At 70.9% G+C, this 15571-nt stretch carries 17 protein-coding genes; 10 read left to right on the forward strand and 7 right to left on the reverse strand.

Features of this window, described 5'->3' with window-relative positions:
- Nucleotides 1-101 precede the first annotated feature (101 nt).
- Nucleotides 102-1289, forward strand: a complete 1188-nt coding sequence (locus ITI46_RS04190; protein WP_209237999.1) for an alpha/beta hydrolase — start codon at nt 102-104, stop codon at nt 1287-1289.
- A complete protein-coding gene (locus tag ITI46_RS04195) occupies nt 1279-2538 on the forward strand; it encodes an acyltransferase family protein (RefSeq protein ID WP_209238000.1) in 1260 nt (419 codons plus the stop codon). The genes ITI46_RS04190 and ITI46_RS04195 overlap by 11 nt, the downstream gene beginning before the upstream one ends.
- Here the strand turns inward: ITI46_RS04195 and ITI46_RS04200 are convergent.
- Nucleotides 2517-3062: a MerR family transcriptional regulator gene (locus ITI46_RS04200; RefSeq protein ID WP_307808053.1), complete on the reverse strand. Its 546-nt coding sequence runs from the start codon at nt 3060-3062 to the stop codon at nt 2517-2519. The genes ITI46_RS04195 and ITI46_RS04200 overlap by 22 nt on opposite strands.
- An 85-nt stretch (nt 3063-3147) precedes the next feature.
- On the opposite strand from ITI46_RS04200, the gene ITI46_RS04205 reads away from it, so the two are divergent.
- The gene (locus tag ITI46_RS04205; RefSeq protein WP_209238002.1) at nt 3148-3963 is read left to right on the forward strand and encodes a serine hydrolase domain-containing protein; all 816 of its coding nucleotides are present in this window, start codon (nt 3148-3150) and stop codon (nt 3961-3963) included.
- Nucleotides 3964-4046: 83 nt separating this feature from the next.
- Here the strand turns inward: ITI46_RS04205 and ITI46_RS04210 are convergent, their stop codons facing one another.
- The gene (locus ITI46_RS04210; RefSeq protein ID WP_209238003.1) at nt 4047-4721 is read right to left on the reverse strand and encodes a pirin family protein; all 675 of its coding nucleotides are present in this window, start codon (nt 4719-4721) and stop codon (nt 4047-4049) included.
- Between the two features lie 89 nt (nt 4722-4810).
- Between ITI46_RS04210 and ITI46_RS04215 the strand changes: the two genes are divergently transcribed.
- From ITI46_RS04215 to ITI46_RS04235, 5 genes are all read left to right on the forward strand, one after another.
- On the forward strand, nt 4811-5998 hold the full coding sequence (locus tag ITI46_RS04215) for a PucR family transcriptional regulator (protein WP_209238004.1): 1188 nt from the start codon (nt 4811-4813) through the stop codon (nt 5996-5998).
- Between the two features lie 100 nt (nt 5999-6098).
- Entirely contained in the window at nt 6099-7046 is a 948-nt protein-coding gene (locus tag ITI46_RS04220) for an ACP S-malonyltransferase (protein WP_209238005.1), read from the forward strand.
- Between the two features lie 22 nt (nt 7047-7068).
- Nucleotides 7069-8103, forward strand: coding sequence for a ketoacyl-ACP synthase III (locus ITI46_RS04225; RefSeq protein WP_209238006.1), 1035 nt, complete (start codon nt 7069-7071; stop codon nt 8101-8103).
- A 72-nt stretch (nt 8104-8175) separates the two neighbouring features.
- The gene (locus ITI46_RS04230) at nt 8176-8424 is read left to right on the forward strand and encodes an acyl carrier protein (RefSeq protein WP_099880496.1); all 249 of its coding nucleotides are present in this window, start codon (nt 8176-8178) and stop codon (nt 8422-8424) included.
- A gap of 79 nt (nt 8425-8503) precedes the next feature.
- Entirely contained in the window at nt 8504-9769 is a 1266-nt protein-coding gene (locus tag ITI46_RS04235) for a beta-ketoacyl-[acyl-carrier-protein] synthase family protein (RefSeq protein WP_209238007.1), read from the forward strand.
- A 72-nt stretch (nt 9770-9841) separates the two neighbouring features.
- Here ITI46_RS04235 and ITI46_RS04240 read toward each other — a convergent pair whose 3' ends face one another.
- Nucleotides 9842-10747 carry an NAD(P)-dependent oxidoreductase gene (locus tag ITI46_RS04240; protein WP_209238008.1) on the reverse strand — a complete coding sequence of 302 codons (906 nt, stop codon included), beginning with the start codon at nt 10745-10747 and terminating at the stop codon, nt 9842-9844.
- 129 nt (nt 10748-10876) lie between these two features.
- Nucleotides 10877-11371 carry a DUF3145 domain-containing protein gene (locus ITI46_RS04245; protein ID WP_209238009.1) on the reverse strand — a complete coding sequence of 165 codons (495 nt, stop codon included), beginning with the start codon at nt 11369-11371 and terminating at the stop codon, nt 10877-10879.
- A gap of 403 nt (nt 11372-11774) precedes the next feature.
- Between ITI46_RS04245 and ITI46_RS04250 the strand changes: the two genes are divergently transcribed.
- Nucleotides 11775-12644 carry an SGNH/GDSL hydrolase family protein gene (locus ITI46_RS04250; RefSeq protein ID WP_247745449.1) on the forward strand — a complete coding sequence of 290 codons (870 nt, stop codon included), beginning with the start codon at nt 11775-11777 and terminating at the stop codon, nt 12642-12644.
- Between the two features lie 96 nt (nt 12645-12740).
- Here ITI46_RS04250 and ITI46_RS04255 read toward each other — a convergent pair whose 3' ends face one another.
- Nucleotides 12741-13169, reverse strand: coding sequence for an organic hydroperoxide resistance protein (locus ITI46_RS04255; RefSeq protein WP_209238011.1), 429 nt, complete (start codon nt 13167-13169; stop codon nt 12741-12743).
- 119 nt (nt 13170-13288) lie between these two features.
- A complete protein-coding gene (locus ITI46_RS04260) occupies nt 13289-14338 on the reverse strand; it encodes an NADP-dependent oxidoreductase (RefSeq protein ID WP_209238012.1) in 1050 nt (349 codons plus the stop codon).
- Between the two features lie 89 nt (nt 14339-14427).
- Here ITI46_RS04260 and ITI46_RS04265 point away from each other — a divergent pair, with 89 nt between their 5' ends.
- Nucleotides 14428-14868, forward strand: a complete 441-nt coding sequence (locus ITI46_RS04265) for a MarR family winged helix-turn-helix transcriptional regulator (RefSeq protein WP_209238013.1) — start codon at nt 14428-14430, stop codon at nt 14866-14868.
- On the opposite strand, the gene ITI46_RS04270 is transcribed toward ITI46_RS04265, so the two are convergent.
- Nucleotides 14837-15490 carry a TetR/AcrR family transcriptional regulator C-terminal domain-containing protein gene (locus tag ITI46_RS04270; protein WP_209238014.1) on the reverse strand — a complete coding sequence of 218 codons (654 nt, stop codon included), beginning with the start codon at nt 15488-15490 and terminating at the stop codon, nt 14837-14839. The two genes, ITI46_RS04265 and ITI46_RS04270, sit on opposite strands and share 32 nt — an antisense overlap.
- Nucleotides 15491-15571: the final 81 nt, after the last annotated feature.

Consider the following 15571-nt stretch of genomic DNA (forward strand, 5'->3'; position numbering starts at 1 on the left):
GTTGGCTCCGCAGGGTGACGCCCGGGTCACAGCCGGAGCCGCACTCTCCTTCTGCCGCCACCAGAGACTCCGTTCGGGCGGCGGGAGGAGGGACACCCCACATGAAGCGCCGCCGCAAGCGTGCTCTGCTCGTCGCCCCGCTCGTCGCGGCCGTGTTCGCCACGACAGCAGGCGTGACCAGCGGAACGGAGCAGACCCCGGTAACCGGGCCAGCGCCCGGCGCCGCCGCCTGGCGTGCGGACCGATCGCTGGGGCGCACGCTGCCCGACCCCGCAACCGCGAACCCCGAACGAGTCGCCGACTTCTTCGCGGGGCTGAACGGGAGGGAGCGGCGGGCGCTGGTGCGGCGGCATCCGATGACGGTGGGGAATCTGGACGGCGCCCCCCTACGGGACCGTTACCAGGCGAACCGGTTGGCGCTCAAGGCGGAGCGGCGGGCGGAGTTGGGGCGGGTGCGGGATGCCGGGCTGACGCTGGAGGACCACCGGGAGGCCAGGAGGAAGGCGGAGCGGTACGCCGAACTGCTCGCTCGGGGCCGGCAGATTCTCGCCTTCGATCCGCGTGGCCGGGGCCAGGTCGCCGAGGTCTACGGGGATTTGGCGCACGCCACCCGCACCGCGGTCGTCGTTCCCGGCTCCGACATCGATCTGGCCACCTTCGACGGCGACGGCAAGAACCGCTACGGCAAGCCCGCGGGCATGGCCACCGCGCTGCGCGACCGGATGGCCGCGCGCGCCCCGCGCACGCGTACCGCGGTGATCGCGTGGGTCGGTTACACCACCCCCGTCGGCCTCGGCCCCGACGCCGCCACCGGGCGGCTCGCGAAGGCGGGCGCCCCGCGGCTGGCGCGCTTCCTGCACGGGCTGTCGCAGACGGGCGCCCCGGCCCCTGCCGTGCTGTGCCACAGCTACGGCTCGGTGGTGTGCGGCCGGGCGGCGGCGCGGCTCGGCCGGTCCGACGCCGCCGACCTGATCGTCTTCGGTTCCCCCGGGATGCGGGCCGGCTCGGTGGCGGGACTGCACACCAGGGTGCCGGTGTGGGCCGCCCGCGCGGACGAGGACTGGATCGGGCGGGTGCCCAATGTCGAGCTGTTCGGCCTGGGACACGGCGCCGACCCCACAGCTGCCGGGTTCGGCGCCCGGGTCGTCACCGCGGCACAGGCCGACGGACACAGCGGCTATCTGAAGCCGGGCACCGACTCGCTGGACAACTTCGCCGCTGTCGCGCTGCGCGCCTACGGCTCCGTGCAGTGCGCCCCCGCCTCCCAGGAGTGCGCCGATGCCCGCTGAATCAGGTGCTCGTAGCGCCTCACTCGCCGGCCCTCTGGTGCGCAGGTTCCGGTCCGCTGTCCGCACCGTGGAGGAGCGCACTCCCCCGCACCGCGACCGGGCCGTGGACGGGCTGCGTGCGCTGGCGCTGCTCGCCGTCCCTCTGGGGCACTGGCTGCTCGGCGGCTTCACCCGTGGCCCGGACGGGGCCCTGCACAACGCGAGCCCTCTGGCCACGCTGGGTTTCTTCGCGCCGCTGAGCTGGATGCTGCAACTGCTGGGCATTTTCTTCCTGGTGGGCGGCTACTCCTCGGTTCTCTCACTGCGGCGTGCGACCGCGCGGGGTGGGACAACGGGGCGCTGGCTGCGTGGGCGGCTGCTGCGGCTGGGCCGTCCCGTGCTGGGCGTCACGGCGGTGTGGGCGGCGCTGCTGCCCGTGCTGTCGCTTCTGGGCGTACCGGATACGACGCTGCGGACAGGCGCTGTACTGGTGGTGCAGCCGCTGTGGTTCGTCGCTGTCTATGCGGGCGTCACCGCGCTCACGCCGTACTGCGTGCGTGCGGCGCAGCGGTGGGGTGGATGGACAGCTGTGCCGTTGCTGGCGACGGTCGCGATGGTGGACTTCCTGCGGTACGGGCCGTACGCGCAGCAGGTGCCGTCCTGGCTGGGCCTGGTCAATCTGCTGCCGGGGTGGCTTTTCGGCTATCAGCTGGGCGCCTGCTGGGGTGTGGGCAAGTTGCGCCGCAGGGGCGCTGCTGTGCTGCTCTTCGGGGGCGCTGTGCTGTTCGCCGTACTGCTGGCCGTCTTCGGCTATCCGGCGTCCATGGTGGGTGTCCCGGGGGAGGCGCGTACCAATTCGCATCCGCCCTCGCTGCTGGTGTTGGCGCTCGCGTCGGTGCAGTGCGGTGCTGCTGTGCTGTTGCACGAGCGGATCGGCCGGCTGCTGCGCCGCCCGGGACTGTGGGCGCCGGTGGTGGCGGTGAATCTGTCGGCGATGACGATTCTGTGCTGGCATCAGACGGCGATGCTGGCCGCGGCCGTGCCCACCGCACGGCTGGGTACGGTGGCCGGTCTGACCACGCCGCCGGATTCGCTGGGCTGGTTGGTCGCCCGGCTGGCGTGGCTGCCGGTGTTCGTGGTGGCGCTGGTGGCGGTCGGCAGTGTCACGCGCCGGTTCGAGCCGCCGTGGCGCGGCGCGGGGCGGGGTGCGCGGGCGGCGGCCGGTGCGCTGGCCGCCGCGTTCGCTCTCTACGCGTTCGCCGTGGTGTGAGCCGAGGGGATGGGGGCTTCGACAGTGCGGGGCACAGGTTGGGGCGCTGGTTGGTTGCCGGTCTTCCGGGAATAGTGGTCGATCTTGTAGTCGAGCACGGCGAGGGTGTCGTGCAGTTCCGCTATCCGTTCGAGCACGTTCCTGCGGGTCTCCTCCAGCAGTTCCTGGCGCTCCTGGAACGTCTGCTCGCCCTGGCGCACCATCTCGGCGTAGCGCACCATGTCCGCGACCGGCATTCCGGTCAGCCGCAGTTTGCCGACCAGTTCCAGCCAGTCGAGATCGCGGTTGGAGAAGCGCCGCTGCCCGGTGTGGGACCTGTCCACGTGGGGCATCAGGCCGATCCGCTCGTACCAGCGCAGCGTGTGGGCGCTCAGGCCGCTGAGCGCCGCCACCTCGCTGATGGTGTACCTGTCCTGTCCGTCGGGCCGCGGGTGGCGGCCCGGGGTGTCGGCACACTGCGCGGGCTTCTCGAGCTGGGGCGGCCGGTGGAGGGCGGGCGTGCGTGGTCTCTCCGTCTGCGTCACGGTCACAAGTGAACGCTACGGAGTTGGAGCGCACTCCAAGCAAGGGCAAATTCGACGGCAATTCGCTGCCGTTAGGCTCGTTCCCATGGACAGCCTGCGGATGATCGAGACCTGGCCGGTGCCGACAGCGGCGGCTGCCGTCGTACGCGCCGACGGCAGCCTGGCCGGGACATACGGTGTGGCCACGCAGCCTTTCGCGCTGGCCTCCGTCACCAAGCCGCTGACTGCCTACGCGGCGCTGATGGCGCTGGAGGAAGGGGCCGTGGAGCTGGATGAGCCGGCCGGTCCCGAGGGTGCGACAGTGCGGCATCTGCTGGCGCACACCTCCGGGCTCGCCTTCGACGAGCACCGGTCGATGGCCGAGCCGGGCACGCGCCGGATCTACTCGAACGCGGGTTTCGAGGCTCTGGCGGATCATCTGGCCAAGGCGACCGAGATGCCTTTTCCGCAGTACCTGCGCGAGGGGGTGCTGGATCCGCTGGGCATGGCCGGCACCGAACTGAACGGCTCGGCCGCCAAGGACGCCGTCTCCACGCTCGCGGACCTGACCCGCTTCGCCGCTGAACTGCAGTCCCCCACACTGCTGGACGCCTCCACGGTGCGGGAGGCGACCTCGGTGGTCTTTCCGGGGCTCAGCGGCGTGCTGCCCGGATACGGGCACCAGAAGCCGAACGACTGGGGCCTGGGCTTCGAGATCCGCGGCACCAAGTCGCCGCACTGGACGGGCGAGACCTCCTCGCCGGACACGTACGGGCATTTCGGCCAGTCCGGGACGTTCCTGTGGGTCGACCCGCAGGCGGGAGCCGCATGTGTGGCCCTCACCGACCGCGCCTTCGGCCCGTGGGCCGTGGAGGCGTGGACACCGTTCACCGACGCGGTACTCGCGGAGCTGAGGGAGTAAGCGGAACCCTTTGGGTGTCCGGTCCCCTTTGGGTCTCCGGTCCCCCTCTGGGCGTCCAATCCCCCTCTGGTCGTTCCGCGGGTTCAGCCGTAGACGGGCTCCGCGTGCATCTCCCACAGCAGGAGTTCCGCGCCACCCTCGGCACGCAATTCCCCGGCTTCCCCTCCGGTGAGCCGCACCGCGTCGCCCTCCCGCAGTGCCACACCGTCCAGTAGTGCCCGGCCGCGCGCTACATGGACGTACACAAACGGCGCCTGCGGCACAGCAGTGCGCTCCCCGTCGGCCAGCCGCCGTACGTGCAGTACGGCTTCGGTGCGCGGCAGTGCGAAGGGGGTGCTGTCCGCGATGCCGCGGACGACCTCGTACTCGGGCTCGGTGCCGAAGGAGCCGGGAACCAGCCACATCTGGATGAAGCGCAGCGGCCCGTCGCCCGCGTTCCGTTCGGTGTGCCGCACCCCGCTGCCCGCGCCGAGCCGCTGCACGTCTCCACGGCGCACCACAGAGGTGTGCCCGGCGGAGTCGCGGTGCTCCAGCTCGCCCTCGACAACCCAGGTGACGATCTCCACATCGCGGTGCGGGTGCTCGGCGAATCCGGCGCCCGGCGCGAGGCGCTCCTCGTTGCAGGCGACCAGTAGTCCGAAGCCCACGTTGTCGGGGTCGTAGAAGCCGGAGAAGGAGAAGGCGTGCCATGTGTCGATCCCGGCCTGCTGGTCGCCGCCCCGATACCGGTCCTCGCCCCGCCACACCGTCTGTGCCATGCGCCCCACGGTAGTCGCGGGCTGCTGTCCGAAAGGTGCCCCTCCGCCCCCGCGCCCGGAGAGGACATCCGGTAAGGCAGGCTTGTTCCGTGCCCGAAGCCACAGAACCACCACCCCAGCACCCCCACCTGGCCACACTGCGCAGGCTGGAGCAGTCGTCAGGGAAGCTCGCCGCCGCCGCCATCGCGCGCATGGATGAGCAGCTGCCCTGGTACCGCGCCATGCCGCCGGAGAACCGCTCCTGGATCGGCCTGGTGGCGCAGGCGGGCATCGCGGCCTTCACCGAGTGGTTCCGGCACCCGGAGACGCCGCAGGCCATCAGCACGGATGTGTTCGGCACCGCGCCGCGCGAGCTGACGCGGGCGATCACCCTGCGGCAGACCGTGGAGATGGTGCGCACCACGATCGAGGTCGTCGAGTCGGCCATCGACGAGGTGGCGGCCCCCGGTGACGAGGCGGTGCTGCGGGAGGCGCTGCTGGTGTACGCGCGGGAGATCGCGTTCGCCACCGCGCAGGTGTACGCGCAGGCCGCCGAGGCACGCGGCGCCTGGGACGCCCGGCTGGAGTCTCTGGTCGTCAACGCGGTGCTCTCCGGTGAGGCGGACGAGGGAGCGGTCTCGCGCGCCGCCGCACTGGGCTGGAACTCACCCGAGCATGTGGCCGTTGTCCTGGGTACGGCACCCGACGGCGACAGCGAGCTGACGGTCGAGGCGATCCGGCGCGCCTCCCGGCAGGCCAAGCTCCAGGTGCTCACCGGTGTGCTCGGCAGCCGGCTTGTGGTGATCGCGGGCGGTTCGAACGACCCGTTGAAGGCGGCGAAGTCGCTGATCGGGCCGTTCGCGGCGGGCCCGGTGGTCGCCGGGCCCGTGGTGGGCGACCTGCTGGCGGCCACCCGCTCAGCGCAGGCGGCGATGGCGGGCCTGAAGGCGTGTGCGGCCTGGCCGGACGCCCCGCGTCCGGTGCTGGCCGACGATCTTCTTCCCGAGCGAGCGATGGCGGGTGACCCGGTCGCGCGGGACCTGTTGGTGGAGGAGATCTACAGACCACTGGAGGAGGCCGGGTCGGCGCTGCTGGAGACGCTCAGCGTCTATCTGGAACAGGCCAGCAGCCTCGAGGGCGCCGCGCGGATGCTGTTCGTACACCCCAACACCGTCCGCTACCGGCTGCGACGTGTGACGGACGTCACCGGCTGGTCGCCTTCGGATGTACGTTCCGCTTTCACGCTCCGTATCGCGCTGATCCTGGGGCGTCTCGCCGACTTCCCGGGGCAGCCGTAAGCTGACGGGCGTCTTTTGTCGAGGGCCCACAATTCCCCTCACCGTTCTTCGTCTCGGTCCCCACCGGCCGAGACCCCTGCCCACAGGAGAGAGTGAAAGAGTGCTCGTACTCGTCGCTCCCGGCCAAGGCGCCCAGAAGCCTGGCCTTCTGACCCCCTGGCTCGAACTCCCCGGCGCCGCCGACCGGCTCGCCCAGTGGTCGGCCGCCATCGACCTGGACCTCGTGCACTACGGCACCGAGGCCGACGCCGAGGCGATCCGTGACACCGCGGTGGCCCAGCCGCTGCTGGTCGCCACCAGCCTGCTGTCCGGCTACGAACTGCTGGAGGGCGAGCCCACGCAGGACGCCCCCGGCCGGGCCGCCACCGTCGGCGCGTTCGCCGGGCACAGCGTGGGCGAGCTGGCCGCCGCCGCGCTGACCGGTGTCCTCACCCCGCTGGAGGCGCTGCGTATCGTCCGCGCCCGGGGCACGGCGATGGCCGAGGCCGCCGCCACGGCCGAGACCGGTATGTCCGCCGTGCTGGGCGGCGACCCGGAGGCCGTCACCGGTCAGCTGGAAAAGCTCGGTCTGACCCCCGCGAACATGAACGGCGCGGGCCAGATCGTGGCCGCAGGCACCGCCGAGCAGCTCGCGGCGCTGACCGAGAACAAGCCCGAGAAGGCCCGGGTCATCCCGCTGAAGGTCGCGGGAGCCTTCCACACCGCGCACATGGCGAGCGCGCTGCCCGCCATGGAGACGGCTGTGCAGGACGTGACCCCCGGTGCCCCGCTCACCCGTTACGTCTCCAACTTCGACGGCCAGGTCGTGGAGTCGGGGCCGGAGGTCGTACGCCGCCTCGTCAACCAGATCTCGGCTCCGGTCCGCTGGGACCTGTGCATGGAGACCTTCCAGCAGCTGGGAGTCACGGCCCTGATCGAGCTGTGCCCCGGCGGCACCCTGACCGGCCTGGCCAAGCGTGCCCTGCCGGACGTCCGGACGCTGGCGCTGAAGTCGCCCGACGACCTCGCCGCGGCGCGGGACCTCGTCGCCGCCCACACGTCCGCCTGACCTCCAAGGAGTCCCGAGAAGCATGTCCGCGAAGATCAAGCCCGCGCAGGGCTCGCCGTATGCGCGCATTCTCGGCGTCGGCGGATACCGACCGACCCGTGTGGTACCGAACGAGGAGATCCTCAAGCACATCGACTCCTCCGACGAGTGGATCCGCTCCCGTTCGGGCATCGCGACCCGGCACTGGGCGGGCCCGGACGAGACCGTCGCCGAGATGACCCTGGAGGCCGCGGGCAAGGCCGTCGCGGACGCCGGGATCACCGCCGACCAGGTCGGCGCGGTCATCATCTCGACCGTCTCGCACTTCAAGCAGACCCCAGCGGTCGCCACCGAGATCGCCGACCGGATGGGCGCCGGCCGGGCGGCGGCCTTCGACATCAACGCGGGCTGCGCGGGCTTCGGCTACGGCCTCACCCTCGCCAAGAGCCTGGTCGTCGAGGGCAGCGCGGAGTACGTGCTGGTGGTCGGCGCCGAGCGGCTGTCGGACCTGACGGACCTGACGGACCGGTCCACCGCGTTCCTGTTCGGGGACGGTGCGGGAGCCGTCATCGTCGGCCCGTCCGACGAGCCCGGCATCGGCCCCTCGATCTGGGGTTCGGAGGGTGACAAACGGGATGTGATCTCCCAGACCGTCCCCTGGGACGGCTTCCGGGTGGGCGATGTCTCACAGCTGCCGCTGGCCGAGGACGGTTCGCTGAAGTTCCCCGCGCTCCGCCAGGAGGGCCAGACGGTCTTCCGCTGGGCCGTCTTCGAGATGGCCAAGGTCGCGCAGCAGGCCCTGGACGCGGCCGGAATAACGGCCGAGGACCTGGACGTCTTCATCCCGCACCAGGCGAACATGCGGATCATCGACTCGATGGTCAAGACTCTCAAGCTGCCCGAGCACGTCACGGTCGCCCGCGACGTGGAGACCACGGGCAACACGTCGGCCGCCTCCATCCCCCTGGCGATGGAGCGGCTGCTGGCGACGGGGAAGGCGAAGAGCGGCGACCTCGCCCTCGTCATCGGCTTCGGGGCGGGTCTCGTCTACGCCGCCACGGTCGTTACCCTCCCTTAGTCAAGATCCGAGCAGCCCCGTACGACAGGGTCGGGCGCTGCGGACTCACCGCATATACGAAGGAGCGCCGCAATGGCCGCCACTCAGGAAGAGATCGTCTCGGGCCTCGCCGAGATCGTGAACGAGATCGCCGGTATCCCGACCGAGGACGTCCAGCTGGAGAAGTCCTTCACCGACGACCTGGACGTGGACTCGCTGTCCATGGTCGAGGTGGTCGTCGCCGCCGAGGAGCGCTTCGGCGTGAAGATCCCGGACGACGACGTCAAGAACCTCAAGACCGTCGGCGACGCGACCGAATACATCCTCAAGCACCAGAGCTGAGACATCCGTTGACGCGTTTGTCGCCACCCGGCCTGCGGGTGGCTCAAACGAGTCACCCCCTACCGTGGAGAGTATTCCAGTGAACGCGACCAACACTTCCGTGGTCGTCACCGGTATCGGCGCAACCACACCGCTGGGTGGCGACAGCGCATCGACCTGGGAAGGGCTCGTCGCCGGGCGCTCGGGCGTGGCACTCCTCGAGGAGGAGTGGGCTGCCGACATGCCGGTACGTATCGCGGCGAAGGCCGCGGTCGAGCCGGGCGAGAGCATCCCCCGCCCCCAGGCCAGGCGACTGGACCGCTCGGCGCAGTTCGCGCTGATCGCGGCCCGTGAGGCGTGGGCGGACGCGGGCTTCACCGCCCGGGCCGGCGAGGACGCCTCCGTCAACCCGGACCGGCTGGGCGCCGTCGTGGCGTCCGGTATCGGTGGTGTCACCACGCTGCTGGACCAGTACGACGTGCTGCGCGAGAAGGGCTCTCGCCGCGTCTCGCCGCACACGGTGCCGATGCTGATGCCGAACGGCCCCTCGGCCAACGTGGGCCTGGAGGTCAACGCCCGGGCCGGGGTGCACACTCCGGTCAGCGCCTGCGCCTCCGGCTCGGAGGCGGTGGGGTACGCGATCGAGATGATCCGCACCGGCCGCGCCGACATCGTGGTCGCCGGCGGCACCGAGGCGGCCATACACCCGCTGCCGGTCGCCGCGTTCGCCAACATGATGGCGATGTCCAAGAACAACGACGACCCACAGGGCGCCTCCCGCCCCTTCGACGTGGACCGCAACGGGTTCGTGCTCGGCGAGGGTGCCGGGGTGATCGTGCTGGAGTCGGCCGAGCACGCCCGGCGGCGCGGCGCGCGGATCTACGCGGAAGCGGTCGGCCAGGGCATCTCCGCGGACAGCCACGACATCGTGCAGCCGGAGCCCTCGGGCAACGGAATCGCACACGCGCTGCAGAACCTGATCTCCCGGTCCGACCTGGACCCCGCCGAGATCATGCACATCAACGCGCACGCCACCTCGACCCCGCAGGGCGACCTGGCGGAGCTGAAGGCGCTGCGCAAGGTGTTCGGCGACGACGTCGACCACATGGGCATCTCGGCGACCAAGTCGATGACCGGCCATCTGCTGGGCGGCGCCGGAGGTGTCGAGACGGTGGCCTCGCTGCTGGCGCTGCACCACCGCACGGCCCCGCCGACCATCAACATCGCGAAGCTCGACCCGGAGGCCGACGCCGACATCGTGCGCGACACCGCGCGCGAGCTGCCGGCCGAGGGCCGGATCGCCGCGCTGAACAACTCCTTCGGCTTCGGCGGCCACAACGTGGTGCTGGCGTTCCGCACGGTGTGAGTCGATGACGTTCCAGTAAGGGGCGCCCTCCCATGGAGGGCGCCCCTTACTTTGTCCCCGGCAACGTGCCCGCTAGGCAGTGCCCCGGGTGTCGCCCCTGCCGTAGTCGGAGGCGTCATAGCTGGCGTAGTAGGAAGCTGCGGCGTCGTCCGTGCCGTGCCCCTGAGCCTCCGCGCGCCGCAGCCGCTGGGCGATCGCGGGGGTGGCGTCGAGCCGGACGCCGGCGTTGCCGGCGGCATCGGCGATGAGTTCCGCGTCCTTGCGGGCGCCCGAGAGGGGGAAGCTCGCCTCGTAGGCGCCCTCCAGGATGAGCTTGGCCTTCGCCTGGAGATACGGAACATCCAGCGGGCCCCCGGCGACGGCTCCGAGGAAGTCGCCCGGTTCGACACCGAGTCCTTCGGCGAGGGCGAGAGTTTCGGCCGTTCCGTTGATGAGTGTGAGGACCCAGTTGTTGACGACCAGCTTGAGACGGCTTGCGGCACCCGGCTGTTCACCGAGCCACAGGGTCTTGGCGCCGATCGCGTCGAACACCGGAGTGACACGCCGCCGCAGCCCGGGGTCCCCGGAGGCGAGGACGGTCAGCTCTCCGGCCTCGGCGGGCGCTCTGGTGCCCAGGACGGGCGCGTCCAGGAAGCGCAGCGCGTGCGCCTCGGCGAACTCGGCCAGCAGCTCGAGCCCGTCCGGTCCGACGGTGCCGGTCTGCACCCATACGGTTCCGGCCGCCAGCCCGGGCGCTGCGGCACGCATGGCCGCCAGTGCGGCAGGACCGTCGTAGAGGGAGGTCAGGACGGTATCGGCACCGCGTACCGCCTCCGCGGCCTCGTCCGTGACGGTGATGCCATGGCCGGTCAGCGGCTCGGCCCTGGCGCGGGTGCGGTTCCAGGCGCGTACCCGGAGCCCGGCCGCGGCGAGATTGCGGGCCATGGCGGCCCCCATGGTGCCGGTGCCGAGGACTGCGACTGAGGTTTCGTCAGGCATGCGGGAACCGTAGGACGTCGAGAGCCCCCCAAGGCAAGCGGCACGCAAGCAGAAGCGGAGCTTCAGACGGCGTTGCGGACGGCGTTCGACGTTGCGGGCGGCACATCGGACCGCGCTTCGGACGGTGCGTCAGACAACCTGGTGCAGCCAGCGGACGGGGGCACCCTCTCCCGCGTAGCGGAACGGCTCCAGTTCGTCGTCCCAGGGCTTGCCCAGCAGCTTGGAGATCTCGGCCTCCAGCTCGCTCTCTCCCCGTCCCGCGCGGGCGACGGCGGCCCGCAGCCGGTCCTCGGGGATGAGGATGTCGCCGTGCATGCCCGTGACGGCGTGGAAGATGCCGAGGTCCGGAGTGGAGCTGTAGCGCTCGCCCTCCGCCGTCGCACACGGCTCAGCCGTCACCTCGAAGCGGAGCAGGTGCCAGCCGCGCAGCGCCGAGGCGAGCTTGGAGGCGGTGCCGGGATCGCCCTGCCAGGAGAACTCGGCACGCCAGGTGCCGGGCGAGGCGGGCTGTCTGATCCAGTCGAGGCTGACGCGGGCGCCCAGCACGCCCGCGACGGCCCACTCGACGTGCGGGCACAGGGCGCGGGGCGCCGAGTGGACGTACAGAACTCCACGTGTCGTCACCGGGACCTCCAGTGCGCTCCGAGGGTCGCCACCGGGCGGCCTCGATCACCTACCGGTCACGCGCCGGGAAAGCGCCTGACATTTTGCACCACCGGTCACTTCCCTACCAGCTCCCGAGGTTACGAATAGTAAACACCATTGCGCCCAATTCTCCCCGAAAGGGACAGGACGTGACGCGAGGTAATATTTACCAGTCGCTGTGCCGGTCGCCTCATCCGCTCACCGACCACGGCACAAGCTATCGCGAGGCGGCGCACGGCGGGTGACGTACCGTCGGTCGGACAGGGGCGAAACAGGGGGTCGGATGACGGAGAGCCACCAGCCGGGGAACGCACGTCCAGCGCGTTCGCACCCGGGCCCGCCGAAACGGTCCCGCACCGTCGCCATCTGCGCTGTCGTCCTGATGACCGTAGCGGGCCTGGCGCTCGCCGTCGCGTGTGGCGGCTCTTCGGGTGGAGGCGACAAGCACGGCGCGCAGCGCGCCGAGGACTCCTCGCGCCCCCACCCCAGACCCACTCCGCGGCGGATCTGGGACCGCAGCCCCGACTCCCTGGCCGCCGTCGGCGACTCCATCACCCGTGGGTTCGACGCGTGTTCCCTGCTGGCCGACTGCACCAAGGTGTCGTGGGCCACCGGCACGGCGGACGGTGTGGACAGCCTCGCGCGGCGGCTGCTGAGCGATCCGAAGGCGGAGAGCTGGAACTACGCCGCCAGCGGTGCGGTGATGGCCGACCTGCCCGCCCAGATGCGCAGGGCAGCGGCCCGGAAGCCGGACATGGTGACCGTCATGAGCGGCGCCAACGACGCCTGCCGCTCCACCGTCGGACAGATGACCTCCGTCGAGGAGTTCCGCACCGACTTCCGCGAGGGGCTGCGGACACTGCGCACCGAGGCGCCCAAGACGCAGGTGTACGTCTCCAGCGTGCCCAACCTCAAACGGCTGTGGCAGGAGGGCAGGAAGAACCCGATAGGGCAACGGGTGTGGGGGCTGGGCATCTGCCAGTCGATGCTCAAGGACCCGCAGTCGATGAGCGCGGCCGACCAGGATCGGCGGCAGCAGGTCCACGACCGGGTGGTGGCCTACAACGCCGTGCTCAAGCAGGAGTGCGCCAAGGATCTGCGCTGCCGCTACGACAACGGGACGGTCTTCAACTACCGGTTCACCGGGGCCGAGCTGAGCAACTGGGACTGGTTCCACCCCAGCAAGGAGGGCCAGCGCCGACTCGCCGAACTGGCGTACGGACAGATCACCGCGCGGCGCCCTGCCAGGTAGCCACAGGGGGCGCCGCGGCAGGCGGACGCGCGGGCGTGTCGGAGCCCGGACCGCGGCGCCGCCCACGCTGCGGCGTCCGCGGTCCGGGGACGAGCCTCAGGCGACCTGCAGCGTGACCTCGATGTTGCCGCGCGTGGCGTTGGAGTACGGGCAGACCTGGTGGGCCTTCTCCAGCAGGTCCTTGGCCGTGGCCTCGTCCACGTTCGGGATCGTCGCCCGCAGCGCGACGGTGAGGCCGAAGCCGCCCTTAGGGGTGTTGCCTATGCCGACCTCGGCGGTGACCGTCGAGCCGGATATGTCGGCGCCCTCCTTGCGGGCCACGACACCGAGCGCGCCCTGGAAGCAGGCGCTGTACCCCGCGGCGAAGAGCTGCTCGGGGTTGGTGCCCGCGCCGCTGCCGCCCATCGCCTTGGGCGGGTTGACGACGACGTCGAGCTGCCCGTCGTCGCTGGCCACGCGGCCGTCACGGCCGTTCTCCGCGGTGGCGACGGCGGTGTACTTGACGTCGATCGGCTGTATTGCCATGGATTTCCTCCTGTTGACGGCACGACCGGGGGAACTCGCGCCCACGCTCCCGTCGGTCCGGTGACAAGCGTATGTGTTCGGTTCTCAGGCGGGGCAGCCAGCCCGGTCGGGCGATGGGCTCAGGCCCCGAGAGTGACGATCATCTTGCCGACGTTCTCCCCCCGCAGCAGACCGAGGAAGGCGTCCAGGTTGTTCTCGATGCCCTCGACCACGGTCTCCCGGTACTTCAGTTCGCCGGAGCGGATCCAGGGGGCCACCTCCTGGACGAACTGCGGCTGGAGGTCGTAGTGGTCCATGACCAGAAGCCCTTCCATACGGAAGCGCTTGGCGATGATCTGGGCGAGATTGCGCGGGGCCGGGGTCGGCTCGGTGGCGTTGTACTGCGAGATCATGCCGCACACGGCGATGCGGCCGTGCAGGTTCATGGCGGAGATGGCGGCCTCCAGGTGTTCGCCGCCGACGTTGTCGAAGTAGACGTCGATGCCGCTCGGTGCCGCCTCCTTGAGCTGTTCGGCAACGGGGCCGTTCTTGTAGTTGAACGCCGCGTCGAAGCCGTACTCGTCGGTCAGCACCTTGACCTTCTCGTCCGAGCCTGCCGAGCCGATCACCCGGGCGGCGCCCTTGAGCCGGGCGAGCTGGCCCACCTCGCTGCCGACCGCGCCGGCCGCGCCGGAGACGAAGACGGTGTCGCCCGGCTGGAAGCCGGCCACCCGCAGCAGACCCGCGTACGCGGTCAGGCCCGGCATGCCCAGCACACCGAGATAGGTGGAGAGCGGGGCGGCCTCGGCGTCGACCTTGGTGGCGTACTTGGCACGGAGCGTGGCGTACTCCCGCCAGCCCAGCTCGTGCAGCACATGGTCGCCGGGCGCGAAGTCGGGGTGCTCCGAGGCGAGGACGACACCGATGGCGCCGCCGGTCATCGGCTCGTTCAGCTTGTACGGCTCCACATAGGACTTCGCCGCGCTCATCCTGCCGCGCATGTACGGGTCCACGGAGAGGTGGATGTTGCGCACCAGGATCTGCCCCTCAGCCGGGGCCTGGACCGGCACCTCCCGCAGCGCGAAGTCGTCCGGGGTGGGCCAGCCCTCCGGCCGGGCGGTCAGGTGCCAGGCCCGCCCGGTGGCCGGGATCCGGTCCGCGGCGGCGTCGGGGGATACGGATGAGGTCACGGTGTCGCCTCCAGGAAATTGCTTCAGGTACTGAAACAACCATGCGCCTGGATATTTCATGTTGTCAAGCATTGCGCTAGGCTGGTCGCATGGCAGCAGAAAGTCACGTTCCTGACGCGCTCACCGTCGAGGTGGCCGAGCTGATCGGCACGGTGGTCGCGCGCTACCACGAGGAGTACGAACTGGCGGCTGCCGAGCACGCGCTGACCGGCGCGCAGGCCCGAGTCCTCGCTCTGCTGGCGCGCGAGCCCAAACCGATGCGGCAGCTCGCCCGCCACCTCAAGTGCGAGCCCTCGAATGTGACGGGGATAGTCGACCGCCTGGAGTCGCGCGGCCTGGTCGAGCGCCGGCCCGACCCCGCCGACCGCCGGGTCAAGGTCGCCGCCGCCACCGAAGAGGGACGCTCCACGGCGGCCCGGCTGCGCGGCGAGCTGGATTTCGCGGGCGAACCGCTCCAGGAGCTCACGCTCGCCGAGCGAAGACTGCTGCGCGATCTCCTCAAGCGGATGCTGGGCGAGCCTGAGCACTGAGTCCGGCCACCAGCAGATCGAGCCCCGCCCGGAACTCCTCGGCGCGGTCGCCCTGCGCCGAGGCCGTGGCGATCTCCACCACCCTGGGATAGCGCTCCGCCGGGAGCGTGCGGCCGCGCTCGATCACCTCGTCCGCCGAGCCGCCCACCAGGCTGAACGTCTCACCTGCCGCCTCGCCCTGCGCGAAGCCGACGATGAACCCGGTGACCAGCCGGAAGGCCACCAGCAGATCCCGGCCTGATCTGCCGCTCCTTGCCAGCGCCTCCAGCATCCGCTCCCCGAAGTCGAGGGTCGGCTCGTCAGTCGTTCGGCGCGCCACCATCAGCGGCACCACCTGGGGATGCCTGCGGATGGTCGTCCAGTAGGACTCGGCGAGCGTGCGCACCTCCTCGCGCCAGTCCGCCGCGGGCTCGGGAGGGTACGCGGCGTGCCGGACGACCGCCTCGATGACCAGCGACTCCAGCCCGTCGCGGCCGTCCACGTAGTTGTAGAGGGTCATAGGGCCGGTTCCCAGCCGGGCCGCCAGGGAGCGCATCGACAGCGCGTCCAGCCCCTTCTCGTCCGCCAATTCGAGGGCCGTCGAGGCGAGTTGGTCTCTGCTGAACTTCTTGGATGCCGGCACCGGAGCTCCGCCTTTCCGAGGTTCGCCCCCTCGTGTGCCCGAGAGGACCGGGGTTGACTACGTACGGCGTACGTGTTCCAC

This window comes from Streptomyces oryzae (assembly GCF_017676365.1).
GTDB classification, from domain to species: Bacteria; Actinomycetota; Actinomycetes; order Streptomycetales; family Streptomycetaceae; genus Streptomyces; species Streptomyces oryzae.

Excerpts from the sequence above, each read along its gene's own strand:
- ITI46_RS04240 (WP_209238008.1), bottom strand. The coding sequence starts at position 10,747 with ATGCCTGACGAAACCTCAGTCGCAGTCCTCGGCACCGGCACCATGGGG.
- ITI46_RS04190 (WP_209237999.1), top strand. The coding sequence starts at position 102 with ATGAAGCGCCGCCGCAAGCGTGCTCTGCTCGTCGCCCCGCTCGTCGCG.
- ITI46_RS04225 (WP_209238006.1), top strand. The coding sequence starts at position 7,069 with ATGTCCGCGAAGATCAAGCCCGCGCAGGGCTCGCCGTATGCGCGCATT.
- ITI46_RS04255 (WP_209238011.1), bottom strand. The coding sequence starts at position 13,169 with ATGGCAATACAGCCGATCGACGTCAAGTACACCGCCGTCGCCACCGCG.
- ITI46_RS04210 (WP_209238003.1), bottom strand. The coding sequence starts at position 4,721 with ATGGCACAGACGGTGTGGCGGGGCGAGGACCGGTATCGGGGCGGCGAC.
- ITI46_RS04205 (WP_209238002.1), top strand. The coding sequence starts at position 3,148 with ATGGACAGCCTGCGGATGATCGAGACCTGGCCGGTGCCGACAGCGGCG.
- ITI46_RS04195 (WP_209238000.1), top strand. The coding sequence starts at position 1,279 with ATGCCCGCTGAATCAGGTGCTCGTAGCGCCTCACTCGCCGGCCCTCTG.
- ITI46_RS04250 (WP_247745449.1), top strand. The coding sequence starts at position 11,775 with ATGACCGTAGCGGGCCTGGCGCTCGCCGTCGCGTGTGGCGGCTCTTCG.
- ITI46_RS04230 (WP_099880496.1), top strand. The coding sequence starts at position 8,176 with ATGGCCGCCACTCAGGAAGAGATCGTCTCGGGCCTCGCCGAGATCGTG.
- ITI46_RS04265 (WP_209238013.1), top strand. The coding sequence starts at position 14,428 with ATGGCAGCAGAAAGTCACGTTCCTGACGCGCTCACCGTCGAGGTGGCC.